The following is a 14001-nucleotide window of genomic DNA, read 5'->3' as shown; positions in this document are numbered from 1 at the left end:
TTTCGGACAGCATTCCGGATCAGGACAGGATCGATCAAAGGGGCCGCAGCACTCAAACCCGCCAACAACGCCGCGTCGACAGGGTCTTTCACGCCGCTTCCGACGCTCGGTATTCCGGGATCGGGCACCACCGCCATCCTGCTGGGCGCATTGATTGCCTTGGGCGTGACACCCGGTCCGGGCTAAATACCCATCATCTTGCGCAATGCAGCCTTGTCCGTCGTCCCGCCTGCAAAATCATCGAACGCTTTATCGGTCATCCGAATGATGTGATCGGCAATAAAGGGCGCACCCTCCGCGGCCCCTTGTTCCGGATGCTTGAGGCAACATTCCCACTCCAAAACAGCCCAGCCTTCAAATCCGTATTGGGCAAGGCGGGAAAAGATGCCTTTGAAATCCACCTGCCCATCCCCCAGTGACCGAAACCGTCCGGCGCGGTCCGTCCAGTCGGCATAGCCGGAATAGACCCCTTGCCGTCCCGTTGGATTGAATTCGGCGTCCTTGACGTGAAACGCGCTGATCCGGTCGTGGTAGATGTCGATGAATTGCAGATAATCCATCTGCTGCAGCAGGAAATGCGAGGGATCATAATTGATCATGCAACGCGGATGGTTGTCGAGCGCCTCAAGAAAGCGTTCAAAGGTTGCGCCGTCAAAAACATCCTCTCCCGGATGGATTTCATAGCCCAAATCGACACCGGCGTCGTCATAAGCGTCCAGGATCGGCTTCCAACGCCGTGCCAGTTCCGCAAAGGCTTCTTCGATTAGACCCGGCGGGCGTTGCGGCCAGGGGTAGAGATAGGGAAAGGCCAGCGCGCCCGTGAACCCGACCGAACCGGTCAGTCCGAGGTTCTTTGACGCAAGGGCAACCTTGGTCACCTGATCCACCGCCCATGCCTGCCGGTCGCCCGGCTTGCCATGCAGATGGGCGGGCGCAAAGGCATCGAAGGCCTGATCGTAGGCAGGATGCACCGCAACCAACTGGCTTTGCAAATGCGAGGAGAGTTCGGTGATAAAAACGCCATGTTCAGCGCAGATACCTGCGATCTCATCACAATAGGTCTTGCTGGTCGCGGCCTTTTCAAGCTCAAAGATACGGGCATCCCAAGTAGGAATTTGCACACCCTTATAGCCCAGATCCGCGGCCCATTTCACGATTGCGGGCAGTGAATTGAACGGCGCTTCATCCCCCAGGAACTGGGCCAGGAAAAGGGCTGGCCCCTTGATTGAACTGGTCATTTCATTCTCCGCTTCTGTCTATCTGGCCATCAATGCGCGCGCTTGATCCGGGTTCAAGGCCTCGGGTCGGTCGCATGTTGTTGTCATGGACAAGATTTGCCCGCTTTCGCCCGCGTCCAATATGGCCGTCATGACTTCGACCACATGGGTTGCGAAATCGTCGTTGCAGCGATGCGGGCGCCCCGCCGTGATCGCCAAAGCCATATCCGCCAAACCCGCGCCCCGATAATTAGCCCGCGTGCTTTCAAAATTCGGGACACCAAACGGGTGATCCCAGGATTGCGCGACGGGGTCGCCGCTGCGCTCCGTCACCGTCAGATCACCGCCAAAGAAGTTTGGATCCGGCACATTCATCGTCCCGCCTGTGCCGTACAGTTCCATGATCGGGTGGTTGCTGGCCCACACGTCCCAACTGGCCAGCAGCGTTATGATGGCACCGCTTTCGAAGGATAACAGAGCATGGATCGTCGTCGGGGTTTCGACCGGGACGGTTTCACCCTTGCGGGGGCCATTGTTGATCGTGCGTTTATCCTGCGCCGATCCGGTAAAGCTGGTGACTTTGGCAACAGGTCCCAGCATCTGGACCAGATTGCAGATGTAATACGGTCCCAGATCAAGGATCGGCCCGCCGCCCTGTCGAAAAAAGAAGTCAGGGTTCGGATGCCAGTCCTCCATGCCGTGGGACATCACGATTGCGGTGCCGGAGGTCACGGTACCAATCGTGCCATCATCGACCAGCTTGCGCGCCAATTGGTGGCTTGCCCCCATGAACGTGTCTGGTGCCGAGCCGATCCGCAGCCCGTTGGCCTTTGCAAGAGCGCCCAGTTCCTGCGCTTCAGCCAGGCTGAGCACAAAGGGCTTTTCGGAATAGACGTGCTTACCCGCCTGCAAAATTGCCCGGGAGACTTCGACATGCGCCGCAGGGATTGTGAGGTTAATCACCAGATCAATATCTTTTGCGGCCAACAACTCCTCAACCGTGTGAGCGCGCACATTGAATTCAGCTGCGCGTGCCTGTGCGTTGTCCATATTGATGTCGGCAACCGCCAGTATTTCGTAGCCTTGGAACAATGGCCCGAGTTGCAGATAGGCCGCCGAGATGTTCCCGCATCCGATGATGCCTACGCCCAGTTTCTCAGTCATTTGTCTTTTCCCACAAGTCTTTGAATGCGGCGGCTGAGCGACTGGCATAGCCGACCGGGTCGCTTGGTTTATCATGCTCCAGCGCATAAATCAGATCATCGGATGTTTGGCGGCAGGCGCGCAGATAGGCCGCCCAATCCAGCGTCCCGGCCCCAAGATCAGACCAGCCATCCTCGTCCGCATTGGACCCGGCTTCGGCGATGTCTTTGACATGCACCGCCGTCATCCGATCACCGTAGCGGTGGATGTATTCCAATGGATCGCGGCCGCCCCGAACAACCCATGCCAGATCAGCCTCCCATTTGATGTTGGGCGCGTGATCCAGAATGAGATCCATAGGCGTGCTGCCATCCGGCAACGCAACGAACTCAAAGTCATGGTTGTGCCAGCCAAAGGAAATCCCCTGTTCCGCGTAGCGATTGGCGGCGTTGCCAAGGCGCTGCGCCAATTCGGTATAGCCTGCCGCAGTGGTCGGACGATGTTTCTCTTCGAGATAGGGCGCAAAGACATGGGTCATGCCCATCGCCTTGACGATTTCCATTGTCCCGTCAAAATTCGCTTCGATATCCGCCAGCCCCATGTGCCCCGACGGCATTGTGATCCCGTTGGCATCCATCGCCGCACGGTAAGCAGATGGATCACCGTAGACGCCGCCATAGCCTTCGACACGGGAGATACCCATCGCGGGCAATTTGGCCAGCAATGCAATTTGGTCGGCACAGTCGCGCATCGAATAAAGTTGAAGTGATACAGTCATGTTCTTGCTTTCAGTTTAGAGACGTATCTCTGTTTTCATGTCAAAGAGATGCAGGCGGGACGCGTCAAACCCGATGGTGAGCGCCTCGCCGGACCTCAGCCCCGATTGTCCTTCGGTGCGTACGCGAACGGATTGCCCGGCAAAGTCGATCCATACCAGAGTGTCAGAGCCCATCGGCTCTACGATATCGATCTCGGCCGAGCCGTTGAACGTCGCTGACGCAGCAGCATCGCCCGTCACGATATGCTCGGGCCGGATGCCCAACCAAACGGCACTATCGCGGCGCGGTTGCGAACCGAATTCATATCCGCTCACATCGACGGTAAACCCGTCGCAGGTGAACGTGTTTCCGCTCAGGTGCCCCTCGAAGAGGTTCATGGCAGGCGACCCGATGAAGTCTGCGACATACTTGTTGCAGGGTTTGGCATAGATCACTTCGGGCGCATCCAGTTGCTGGATCATGCCGTCCTTCATGATCGAAATCCGATCCGCCAGGGTCATCGCTTCGACCTGATCATGGGTCACGTAGATCATCGTGTTCTTGAGCTTTTTATGCAACCGTTTCAATTCGACCCGCAGGTCCGTCCGGAGCTTGGCATCCAGATTCGACAACGGCTCGTCGAACAGAAATACATCGACATCGCGCACCAATGCGCGCCCAATCGCCACCCGTTGGCGTTGGCCGCCCGAAAGCGCACCGGGTTTGCGGTCAAGAAGCGGCTCGATTTGCAGAACTTCCGCCACACGTGCCACACGCTTTTGAATTTCGTCCTTGGGAACCTTCGCATTCTTGAGGCCAAAAGACAGGTTTCCACGAACAGTCATTTGCGGATAAAGCGCATAGGATTGAAACACCATACCAATGCCCCGTTCCGACGGCTCCGCCCACGTCACGTTCTGGCCCTTGATAAAAACCTGGCCATCGGTCACTTCGAGCAGTCCCGCGATGCAGTTGAGCAACGTGGATTTGCCGCATCCGGACGAGCCCAGCAGCACCAGAAATTCGCCCTCGGCAATATCGATGTTCAGTTGTTTCAGAACCTGAACCGCCCCGAAGGACAGATCCAGATCTTTGATTTCAACGGAGTTTGTCATGGGATCAATCAGCCTTTGACTGCGCCAGCGGCGATGCCGCGAACAAAGAGTTTGCCGGATGCGAAATAAATGACGAGAGGAACCAAACCGGTCAGCAATGTCGCCGCCATGTTGACGTTGTATTCCTTGATGCCCTGCACCGAATTGACGATATTATTGAGCTGCACCGTCATCGGATACGTTGCCGGTTTGGTGTAGATGACGCCAAACAGAAAATCGTTCCAGATGCCTGTCACCTGCAAGATGATCGCGACCACGAAGATTGGCAGCGCCATGGGCAACATGATCTGAAAGTAAATCTGCCAGAACCCTGCCCCGTCGACCCGAGCTGCCTTGAACAGCTCTTCGGGCACCGATGCAAAGTAATTTCGGAAGAGCAGTGTCAGAATGGGCATCCCAAAAACGGTATGCACCAGCACCAGCCCGCCAATCGACCCCATCAACCCGATCTCGCGCAGCAGGATCACGATCGGATAGAGCATCGTCTGATACGGGATAAACGCCCCGATGATCAGAATGGTGAAGAAGACTTCCGACCCTTTGAATTTCCAGTTCGACAGCGCGTATCCGTTGATCGACGCAATGGCGATCGACAGGATTATGGAGGGGATCAAAATCTGGATCGAGTTGCCGAACCCCCGTGACAGCCCGTCGCAATTGATGCCTGTGCAGGCTTCGGACCACGCCTTGACCCAAGGTTCAAAGGTGATTTCCATGGGCGGGCCGAACACGTTGCCCATGCGGATTTCCGGCATGCCCTTGAGCGACGTGACGACCATCACGTACAGCGGCAAAAGGTAATACATGGAGACGACGATCAGTGTGCCATAGAGAAAGATATTGGCACGGCTGAAGCTTTTTTTCGGTTTTGGTCCGCGCGGACCGGCGGAGGAGTTGACAGAGAGATCAGCCACGTTTCCGGCCTCCGAATTCGAGATATGCCCAAGGGATCAGGATGATCACGACGGAACACAACATCATGGTTGAGGCCGCAAAGCCCTGGCCGAGGTTCTGGGCGCGGAACATATATTCAATCACGTATTTGGCGGGCACTTCGGAAGCGAGACCCGGGCCCCCTCCGGTCTGCGCGACGACCAGATCATAGAGTTTGATGATGCCTGCCGCGATCAGCACCAGCGACGTGATGAACACCGGCCGCATCATCGGGATGATCACCACGACATAGGTTTTGATGGTCCCGATCCCGTCGACTTTGGCCGCTTTCCAGATGTCTTCGTCGATGCCGCGCAACCCGGCCAGCATGATGCACATGATCAGCCCGGTGCCCTGCCAAAGGCCCGCGATGAGAATGCCGAAAATGACCGTGTCGGGATCGTTCAGCGGATTGAACGTGAACGTCTCCCAGCCCCAGCCGCGCACGACGCTTTGTACGCCGAACTCCGGGTTCAGGATCCACTGCCATGCCAGCCCCGTCACAACGAAGGACAGCGCAAACGGATAGAGAAAGATGGTGCGAAAGGCGCTCTCGAACCGGATCTTGCGGTCAAGGCAGGCAGCCAGACAGAAGCCCAAGACCAACGTCAGGATCATGGAAAAACTACCGTAAATCCCGAGATTCTTGATGGAGATGATCCAGCGGTCCGAGCTCCACAAACGCTCGTATTGATCCAGCCCGACCCAATTGGTTTTGGGCAACATCCGAGAGCCGGTAAAAGAATACACGATCGTCCATGTTGTTCCGCCGACAAAGACCACCAGTGCCGTCAGGATCATCGGGATCGACGCCAACTTGGCCATCAGGTTCTTGAACAGCCGGTTGGGGCGTTTTGCCACGCGGGAAGCAGGGTCCGAGGTCACGGTCATCGTGTCGGCTCCTAATGAGAGGACATGTGAACTGTGTTGAATGGGCCCGGCACAAACCGAGTGCCGGGCCGAGTATACCGTCGCTGCTTAGTCGGCGCTGGCAATGATATCGACGTACTTGGCTTGCGCTTCCGCAGCAGGCATGTCGCCGGACCAGAACTGCGCCATCAGATCTTCGATCTGGGTTTGCGTATCAGCCGAAAGGGACTGGTCGCCAGAGGGCAACACGCCGCCGTCCGCCAGAATACCCAGGCCCTTTTGCATGCAGCCGTTTGCAGCGGACATATCGATGTCACCGCGTACCGGCAGCGAACCCTTTGCAAGGTTGAAGGACACCTGGACTTCGGGCGAAATCAACAGCGCCGCCAGCTCCTTTTGCGCAGCGGTGATTTCCGGATCATCGTTGACCGGGAAATAGAAAGCATCCCCGCCGGTATCCAGGATCGCATTCAGCCCCAAGCCCGGCAGGCATGAGTAATCCTGACCTTCGACCTTTTCGGCCACCGCAAATTCGCCTTGCGCCCAGTCGCCCATCAACTGCGCACCAGCCGTGCCGGTGATCACCATGTTGGTTGCCTGGTTCCAGTCCTGAACGTTGGATCCGCGGGCCAGTTCGCGCGCATCCGCGACCGCCTGAAAGACAGCTGTGTATTCCGGGCCTGCCGCCACTTCGGCGTTCTTATTCACCGTGACTTCGCGCCATGCATCGAGGCCGGCGACCGCGATTGTGATCGCACCGAACGCGAGGTTCTGCTGCCAGCCCTGCTGACCCATCGCCAATGGCAAGATGCCTGCCGCTTGCAGTTCAGGTGCCGTGGCAACAAATTCGTTCCAGTCCGCTGGCACGGGCACACCGGCCTTTTCATAAGCGGCATGTGACAGCCACATCCATTGTCCGGAGTGAATGTTCACCGGCACGCAATAAATTCGACCGTCCAAGGTGCACGAGTCCAAAAGCGCTGGCGGGTTCACGATGTCACGCCATCCGCCTGCTTCCGCCACATCCGTCAGGTCCAGCATCATGCCAGCTTCGATCAGCTCTTCGGCCTGACGACCGTGGTTCAGCTGGGTTGCCGCCATCGGGTCGCCGCCCAGAATGCGTGAAATAATAATCGGACGCGCTGTACCGCCAGAGCCCGCAATGGCGCCATCGACCCAGGTGTTACCGGTCGCATTCCAGGCATCGGCAAATTTCGTCACCGCAACGGCTTCGCCACCGGACGTCCACCAGTGGGTCACCTCAAGTTCGACCGCATGCGCGACGGTTGCACATGTGAGCGCGGTCCCCATCACCAGGGATTTCATTACTTTGGACATTGGTTCCTCCCAGAAACCGCGGAGTTCCGCGTTTGTTTTTTGTGATCACGGCCGTCTGCAATCGATTACATTATTGCGTTGCGCATATGTGGCCTGTCAATCATTATTGTAATCGATTACATATCGATGGATCGAAAGGCAGAGTTGTGGCACAAAAAACTTCTACACTTCAGGATGTTGCACGCGTCGCGGGTGTGTCCACTGCCACCGTGTCTCGCACTCTGTCCAACCCCAAGATGGTAAACGAATCGACAAGAGAACGCGTCGCCGAAGCCGTCAGAGTCAGCGGGTACCGGGTCAATCGGGCAGCGCGAAACTTGCGCACGCAGCGGGCCCAATCGGTCCTGGTCTTGCTGCCAGACCTCGCCAATCCGTTTTTTTCGGCTATTTTGGAAGGCATATCACTCAACCTGTCGCGCCGGGGTTATTCCATGCTGATCGCAAGCACCAAACAGGTGCATGACAGCGGGGATCGATTGATCGACTACCTTGATGACGCGCGCGCAGACGGCATGATCATACTCGATGGCGGTCTCGACCCCGCAGTTGTCGCGTCGCTGAAAAACGCGCCACAGTCCAAGCCGATCCTGTTTGCCTGCGAGTGGGTCGAAGACGGTAATTTCCCCTCGGTTCGCAGCGAAAACCGAAGGGGTACAGGCACGGCCGTCCGCTATCTGCATTCTATCGGACATCGCAAAATTGCGCATGTCACCGGACCGGACGGTAATGTGCTGATGCATGCGCGCAAGGATGCCTTTGTTGCGGAATGCGAAAAGCTTGATTTGGAACTCAAGCCGGAATGGATCATACCGGGCGACTTCTCGCTACGTGCCGGGTGTCTCGCGGCCAAGACCTGGATCGCATTTGAGGATCGGCCTACGGCCGTCTTTTGCGCGTCTGACCTGCTGGCCCTCGGCTTCATTTCGGAACTGTCCCGGCAAGATTTCAAAGTCCCGCAAGATGTCTCTGTCATGGGCTTTGACGACATTGACCTCGCCGAACAGTTCATTCCACCGCTGACCTCAATCCGGCAAGACCGGTTGCTGATCGGTGAAACCGCCGCATCAATGCTGTTGGAGCGGTTGACCACGCAGTCCGGGGAAGGCACCGAGCACGCCGCCGTCGTTCCGGTGTCATTGATCATCAGAGAAAGCACCGCCCCACCCAATTCCCGGCCTTGAACCGCGCCGAGTATGGAAAGAGCACTGCGGCAGAGATGCAAAGATGTGAATCGCAGCATTCAATCCGTGTGACGGAACTCGACAACGGCGGCCCGCTTGGACACAGTGTTCGATATGGGCCGACCATCCTTGCTCCACAGCCATCAGGTCGTCATGTTCGACACACCTGACCTAATCGGGCGCATTCTGCGCCGGTCCCAGTACATTTTTCACACAGAAGTGGCAGCCTTCGCATGAACACCGATCTGGTCCTGGCCAACGCTCAGATTATCCTCGTTGACGAAGTGGTCAGGGGGAGCGTCGTAGTGCATGATGGTGTCATAACCGATATCTCCGGCGGTACATCGGTCCCTCCGGGAGCAACGGATTGCCAAGGCGCATACCTGGCGCCGGGCCTTATCGAATTGCATACAGACAACCTCGAACGTCATATGCAACCGCGCCCCAAAGTCGACTGGCCGCACCGCCCTGCAATCGTTGCGCACGACCGCGAACTGGCAGGTGCCGGAATAACCACCGTTTTTGATGCCATTCGCGTGGGTTCGATCACGTCGGACCAAAGCAAGCGACGCTTCGCCAAGTATGCCCGTCAGATGGCCGATGAAATCCTTGAGATGCGCGCTGCAGGCGCGCTCAAGATCAGCCATCACATTCATCTGCGCGCAGAGGTCTGTTCAGAAACGCTGATGGAAGAACTCGACGAGTTTGGGCCGGACGACAAGGTCGGCATCGTTTCCCTGATGGATCACACCCCCGGCCAACGCCAATTCCGCGATTTGCAAAAATTCGAGGATTACGTGTGCGGGAAAAACGGCATCTCCCGTGATAATTTCGATCAATACATCGCGTTTTTATGTGAGTTGCAGGACCAATATGGCGCACGGCACGAAACCGCCGCGGTTGCAGCCGCAAAACGCCTTGGCGCGACACTGGCCAGCCATGACGACACGACGGCACAACAGGTTGCGCACAGTCACGCCCTCGGTATTCAGATGGCTGAATTTCCGACGACCTTTGAGGCCGCGGATGCTTGTCACGCCGTTGGCATCGCCAATATCATGGGGGCTCCGAATTTGGTGCGCGGCGGATCCCATTCCGGCAATGTCGCCGCAAGTGATCTTGCGGCTCATGACAGGCTGGACATTCTTTCGTCGGATTACGTACCCGCCGCGTTGCTTCAGGGGGCTTTGCTCTTGGCCAAGACATGGAACGACCTGCCCCGTGGTCTGGCGACGGTGACACGTAACGCGGCGCACCATGTCGGCCTGTCCGACCGAGGAGAGATCATGCGGGGAAAGCGCGCCGATCTTGTAATGTTCGATGTAATGGAAACCACGCCAATCATTCACGCCGTATGGGTGTGCGGGAACCGGGTCGCGTAACGGCCTTTTGCGGGCGCTTACCCAAGTTCCATCGTCGCTATGGCTTGAAACGGGGCGGGATCGGCTTTGGGGGGTGCGCCAGTGAACATTCTTGCGGTTTCAAAACCCGGTTCAAATCTCATTTTGCGAAGCAATATGGCCAGTGCTGAATCGTGCTCCTGTACGTCGACGAAAACCGGATCACCGGGCGCGGCAAATGGGTTGGACGCCAACAGCGCGCGCGCATCAGCTTCGGAGGCCGCGTAAAATGGGCCAATCTTGGTGCCCGGGTTGCAGCAGCGGAATGTGGCGAACCCTTTGATCTCTGTTCCGTCGACCAAGACGGTGGTCTGTCGTGTCGGCGATTGTGCAAACCAGCCGGTCGCGAATGTTTCACGGCGCATGCCACTGGCCTTGATATCCCGGGCGACCAATAACGGGAGTTCGGATTGAGTTGCGAAACGGACCCGCGGGTCTGATTTGACCTCGGCCCGTCCTTCGAACCGTATTGTGCTGCCATATTTTACAAACCCAGAGCGCGCATAGTTCGCTTGCTGATCCGGAACCCCGTCCAATCCGATGCGGCGAGAGTCTGCATGTTCAAGACCCGCGCGCCAGACCGCAATCCCGTGACCTTGGCCGCGGTACTGTGGCTTGCACAGGTAAAGTCCGAGAAAAGCAAAGCTGGGATCGTGGTTGACGACGGAAATCGCAGCAACCGGCCCGCCATCCAGGTCCTTGACCAAGAAGCCGGCCGGATCCGCCGCGTAGAACGCCTCTGCATCCTCCAGCCCGGGGTTCCACCCCTCTTGCGCGGCCCAGCCTAGGACAGTTTGCAGATCATCAAGGGTCATCGCGCGCAGTGTCATTGGGTCAATGCATCCTTCAGCGACAAGGTGCGGTCATTCCGTTCCCTCAAATACAGTGCCGAGTGCAAATCGACCAGATGGCTCCGCATCAGATCTTCCGCCGCGTCTGCATTCTTGTCTGCCAGGGCTTGCACCAAAGCATGATGGGCGTGCTTTTCGCAAAGCGCACTTTCGCGCCGCCAATACAGCGCGATAATCAGGGATGACCGCGCAACGAGCGTTTCGATAAAGCCTGCAATCGTGGTTTGATTCGCGATGCGGGCGATCTCGGTGTGAAAGAGGCCCGACAGGTACAGCGCGCGTCCCGGATCGGACGCCTCGAGCGCCGCATGCTCATCGCTCATATGCCGCTCCAGCCTTTTGATATCGGATCGGGTTGCGCGCATCGCCGCACTGCGCGCGGTGCGTGGCTCCAGAAGTTCACGGGCTTCGAACACTTCGTGGGCTTCGGTTGTTGATGGCGAAGCAACGGATGCCCCTTTGTTGCGCCGAATGACAACCAGCTTGACATGCGACAGGTTTTGCAGCGCTGCGCGAATGACGGTGCGGGACACGCCGTAGATGTCGGCCAGTTCGTCTTCAACCAGCTTCGTGCCCGGCGCTATCTTGTGTTCGTGGATGGCAAGCGACAAGGCATGCGCGATGCTCTCGCTCGTCGCAGGCCTTTTCAATGCTGAGTCTGTACTGCGAGTCATTTTCTTTCCTTATGCCCTCACATGGCAGAGCCTATCGGGTGCCTCAAGGTATTCATGTGACCCCAACCCCAAGTCGAATTGTATACAATTTTGTGTCCAATTTTTAAACACGCACAGATTGCAGAGCTTAAACTTTGAGCAGAGCCGCCAAGGGATGGAGAAAATCAGCGGCCTTAAATTGCTTTGCGACCCGGCGGCAGATTTCTGTGGCGCAACCTGTCGGGGGACCCATGAGCGCAAAGCACAAAGAATTGGAATTGGTATCTGTCACCAAGCGCTATGGCGCGACGGTTGCGGTCGATGCCATCAATCACAAGTTCCAACCGGGCGGTTACGCATGTCTGCTTGGCCCGTCCGGATGCGGTAAATCTTCAACGCTTCGCATGATCGCCGGCCATGAAAACGTCTCTGAGGGGTCCATCCTGCTTGGGGGCACAGACATCTCCGATCTGCCGCCAGCCAAGCGCGGCACGGCGATGATGTTTCAGAACTATGCCCTGTTTCCGCACCTCACCGTGGCCGAAAATGTCGCCTTCAGCTTGAAGATGCGGGGAATAGATAAGCCGGAACGCCTTAACAAAGCAGGCGAAATGCTTGAGTTGGTCGACCTCAGTGCATTGGGGGATCGCCTTCCGGATCAACTCTCTGGCGGGCAACAGCAACGCGTGGCTCTGGCGCGCGCGCTGATCACCCGTCCACAGGTTTTGCTGCTGGATGAGCCGCTCTCTGCGCTAGACCCCTTCTTGCGCATTCGCATGCGCGGTGAATTGCGCAAGCTGCAACGCGAGCTTGGAATCAGCTTCATCCACGTTACACACGGTCAGGACGAGGCCCTCGCTCTCGCCGACGAAATTGTCGTCATGAACAACGCGGTGATCGAACAGGCCGGGACTGCGCGCGACGTTTACAATGCCCCGACCACGGCCTTTGTGGCGCAATTCATCGGCGGCCATAACGTGATTGCGCTGCCGCAGGGCCGCTTTGCGATCCGTACCGACGCCGTTGGTATTTCGCAAAGCGATCAGAGCAATTTGCAAGGCAGCATTCTGGCGATCGAATACCAGGGGGCGCATGTCTCTGTCCTCGCCCGCGTCGCCGGAGACCAAGACATCAGCGCGCTGGTGCCGGAAAGCACATTTTTCAATGATCCAATCAACCCAGGCGATCAGGTCGGTTTGATCTGGGACGACGCAAATCTGCACAAGCTCACGGCCTGAAAAACATCTGACATGGAGAGAGAACACATGACCAAACTATCAAGACGCAATATCCTGAAGGGCGGCGCGGCCTTTGCCGCCGGTTCGACGCTCGGCGCACCGATGATATGGGCGCAGAACATCAAGGATGTGACCCTGCGCCAGTTCGGCACCGGCGTGTCGAACCTCAATGACGTGGCCAACAAGGTGAAGGAAGACCTGGGCTTTACCCTGGAAATGACCGCGCTTGACAGTGACAGCGTTACACAGCGGGCCGCGACCCAGCCCAACAGCTTTGACATTGCCGATATCGAATACTGGATCTGCAAAAAGGTCTGGCCCACGGGCAACCTGCAAGCCATGGATACCTCCAAGATCAAGAACTACGACAAGATTGTCGGTATCTTCCGCAACGGTAAACTGACGCCCGAAAGCACCATAGCGCAAGGCACGGCACCGCATACGGTTGGCTTCACCGAAGGGCCAGACGGCAAAGGCTTTGTCGACAACGAATCCGGTTGGATGACGCTGATCCCGACAATCTACAACGCCGATACGCTGGGCATCCGCCCTGATCTGATCGGTCGCCCCATCAACAACTGGTCGGAATTGCTGAACCCTGAGTTCCAAGGCAAGGCATCGATCCTCGACATCTCGTCAATCGGGATCATGGATATGGCAATGGTCGTGGAGTCCATGGGGGAATACACCTATCCCGACAAGGGCAATATGACACGCGAAGAGATCGATCTGACCATGGCAATCTTTACCGAAGCCAAACAGAACGGTCAGTTCCGCGCGTTCTGGAAATCCTTTGACGAAAGCGTCAACCTGATGGCTTCGGGCGAAGTTGTGATCCAGTCCATGTGGTCCCCCGCGATCACAGCGGTAAAATCCAAGGGCGTCCCTTGTGTCTACCAACCGCTCGAAGAGGGCTACCGGTCATGGGGTGGCGGCATCGGCCTGTCCGCGGCTCTGAGCGGGCTCGAACGCGACGCGGCCTATGAGTACATCAACTGGTATCTCGATGGCTGGGTCGGTGGCTACCTGATGCGGCAGGGCTACTATTCCGCCGTTCCGGAAACCTCCAAAAACTTCATGTCCGAAAACGAATGGGGCTACTGGTTCGAAGGCAAGGAAGCCACGGACACCATCACCTCGCCAACAGGCGACGCTCTGGCCCAAGCCGGTGATGTGCGCGATGGCGGCTCTTTCGAAGAGCGCATGGGCGCTGTGGCCTGCTGGAACGCGGTCATGGACGAAAACCAATACATGGTCCGCAAATGGAACGAATTTATCGCGGCCTGATGACAAAGGAGGTGGGC

The 14001-nt window shown here is 57.4% G+C and carries 13 protein-coding genes and 1 pseudogene; 5 read left to right on the top strand and 9 right to left on the bottom strand.

Features of this window, described 5'->3' with window-relative positions; all coding sequences use genetic code 11:
- Positions 1–27: 27 nt before the first annotated feature.
- Positions 28–180: pseudogene (locus LC354_RS08225) on the top strand (tripartite tricarboxylate transporter permease); the annotation flags it as partial.
- A gap of 2 nt (positions 181–182) precedes the next feature.
- Here the strand turns inward: LC354_RS08225 and LC354_RS08220 are convergent.
- The 7 genes from LC354_RS08220 to LC354_RS08190 all read right to left on the bottom strand — a co-directional run bounded on the left by LC354_RS08220 (position 183) and on the right by LC354_RS08190 (position 7374).
- Positions 183–1238, bottom strand: coding sequence for a sugar phosphate isomerase/epimerase family protein (locus LC354_RS08220; protein ID WP_223422805.1), 1056 nt, complete (start codon positions 1236–1238; stop codon positions 183–185).
- Between the two features lie 18 nt (positions 1239–1256).
- Positions 1257–2381, bottom strand: a complete 1125-nt coding sequence (locus tag LC354_RS08215; protein WP_223422803.1) for a Gfo/Idh/MocA family protein — start codon at positions 2379–2381, stop codon at positions 1257–1259.
- Positions 2374–3138, bottom strand: coding sequence for a sugar phosphate isomerase/epimerase family protein (locus tag LC354_RS08210; RefSeq protein WP_223422802.1), 765 nt, complete (start codon positions 3136–3138; stop codon positions 2374–2376). The genes LC354_RS08215 and LC354_RS08210 overlap by 8 nt, the downstream gene beginning before the upstream one ends.
- A gap of 15 nt (positions 3139–3153) precedes the next feature.
- Entirely contained in the window at positions 3154–4233 is a 1080-nt protein-coding gene (locus LC354_RS08205) for an ABC transporter ATP-binding protein (RefSeq protein WP_223422800.1), read from the bottom strand.
- 8 nt (positions 4234–4241) lie between these two features.
- Positions 4242–5147 (bottom strand): carbohydrate ABC transporter permease, encoded by a 906-nt coding sequence (locus tag LC354_RS08200; protein WP_223422798.1) that lies wholly within the window; start codon positions 5145–5147, stop codon positions 4242–4244.
- A complete protein-coding gene (locus tag LC354_RS08195) occupies positions 5140–6057 on the bottom strand; it encodes a carbohydrate ABC transporter permease (RefSeq protein ID WP_223422797.1) in 918 nt (305 codons plus the stop codon). Before LC354_RS08195 ends, LC354_RS08200 begins: the two co-directional genes overlap by 8 nt.
- Before the next feature lie 87 nt (positions 6058–6144).
- Positions 6145–7374, bottom strand: coding sequence for an ABC transporter substrate-binding protein (locus LC354_RS08190; protein WP_223422795.1), 1230 nt, complete (start codon positions 7372–7374; stop codon positions 6145–6147).
- A 146-nt stretch (positions 7375–7520) separates the two neighbouring features.
- On the opposite strand from LC354_RS08190, the gene LC354_RS08185 reads away from it, so the two are divergent.
- Entirely contained in the window at positions 7521–8555 is a 1035-nt protein-coding gene (locus LC354_RS08185; protein ID WP_223422794.1) for a LacI family DNA-binding transcriptional regulator, read from the top strand.
- A 233-nt stretch (positions 8556–8788) separates the two neighbouring features.
- Positions 8789–9937, top strand: a complete 1149-nt coding sequence (locus LC354_RS08180) for an alpha-D-ribose 1-methylphosphonate 5-triphosphate diphosphatase (RefSeq protein WP_223422792.1) — start codon at positions 8789–8791, stop codon at positions 9935–9937.
- Between the two features lie 17 nt (positions 9938–9954).
- On the opposite strand, the gene LC354_RS08175 is transcribed toward LC354_RS08180, so the two are convergent.
- Together LC354_RS08175 and LC354_RS08170 are read right to left on the bottom strand one after the other, a co-directional pair.
- Positions 9955–10785: a GNAT family N-acetyltransferase gene (locus tag LC354_RS08175; RefSeq protein WP_223422790.1), complete on the bottom strand. Its 831-nt coding sequence runs from the start codon at positions 10783–10785 to the stop codon at positions 9955–9957.
- Entirely contained in the window at positions 10782–11480 is a 699-nt protein-coding gene (locus LC354_RS08170) for a GntR family transcriptional regulator (RefSeq protein ID WP_223422789.1), read from the bottom strand. Before LC354_RS08170 ends, LC354_RS08175 begins: the two co-directional genes overlap by 4 nt.
- A 230-nt stretch (positions 11481–11710) precedes the next feature.
- On the opposite strand from LC354_RS08170, the gene LC354_RS08165 reads away from it, so the two are divergent.
- Both LC354_RS08165 and LC354_RS08160 read left to right on the top strand, forming a co-directional pair.
- A complete protein-coding gene (locus tag LC354_RS08165) occupies positions 11711–12697 on the top strand; it encodes an ABC transporter ATP-binding protein (protein WP_223422787.1) in 987 nt (328 codons plus the stop codon).
- A gap of 27 nt (positions 12698–12724) precedes the next feature.
- Positions 12725–13984 (top strand): PotD/PotF family extracellular solute-binding protein, encoded by a 1260-nt coding sequence (locus LC354_RS08160; RefSeq protein WP_399203196.1) that lies wholly within the window; start codon positions 12725–12727, stop codon positions 13982–13984.
- Positions 13985–14001: the final 17 nt, after the last annotated feature.

The sequence above is a fragment of the Tateyamaria pelophila genome, assembly GCF_019966495.1.
Classification (GTDB): Bacteria; Pseudomonadota; Alphaproteobacteria; order Rhodobacterales; family Rhodobacteraceae; genus Tateyamaria; species Tateyamaria pelophila.
Note: the sequence above shows the minus strand (reverse complement) of the source record. Positions and strands in the feature narration are given on the sequence as shown.

What these genes read in the sequence shown, in the direction of transcription:
- LC354_RS08220 (WP_223422805.1), bottom strand. Translation starts at nt 1,238, where the DNA reads ATGACCAGTTCAATCAAGGGGCCAGCCCTTTTCCTGGCCCAGTTCCTG.
- LC354_RS08215 (WP_223422803.1), bottom strand. Translation starts at nt 2,381, where the DNA reads ATGACTGAGAAACTGGGCGTAGGCATCATCGGATGCGGGAACATCTCG.
- LC354_RS08210 (WP_223422802.1), bottom strand. Translation starts at nt 3,138, where the DNA reads ATGACTGTATCACTTCAACTTTATTCGATGCGCGACTGTGCCGACCAA.
- LC354_RS08205 (WP_223422800.1), bottom strand. Translation starts at nt 4,233, where the DNA reads ATGACAAACTCCGTTGAAATCAAAGATCTGGATCTGTCCTTCGGGGCG.
- LC354_RS08195 (WP_223422797.1), bottom strand. Translation starts at nt 6,057, where the DNA reads ATGACCGTGACCTCGGACCCTGCTTCCCGCGTGGCAAAACGCCCCAAC.
- LC354_RS08190 (WP_223422795.1), bottom strand. Translation starts at nt 7,374, where the DNA reads ATGTCCAAAGTAATGAAATCCCTGGTGATGGGGACCGCGCTCACATGT.
- LC354_RS08180 (WP_223422792.1), top strand. Translation starts at nt 8,789, where the DNA reads ATGAACACCGATCTGGTCCTGGCCAACGCTCAGATTATCCTCGTTGAC.
- LC354_RS08175 (WP_223422790.1), bottom strand. Translation starts at nt 10,785, where the DNA reads ATGACACTGCGCGCGATGACCCTTGATGATCTGCAAACTGTCCTAGGC.
- LC354_RS08170 (WP_223422789.1), bottom strand. Translation starts at nt 11,480, where the DNA reads ATGACTCGCAGTACAGACTCAGCATTGAAAAGGCCTGCGACGAGCGAG.
- LC354_RS08165 (WP_223422787.1), top strand. Translation starts at nt 11,711, where the DNA reads ATGAGCGCAAAGCACAAAGAATTGGAATTGGTATCTGTCACCAAGCGC.
- LC354_RS08160 (WP_399203196.1), top strand. Translation starts at nt 12,725, where the DNA reads ATGACCAAACTATCAAGACGCAATATCCTGAAGGGCGGCGCGGCCTTT.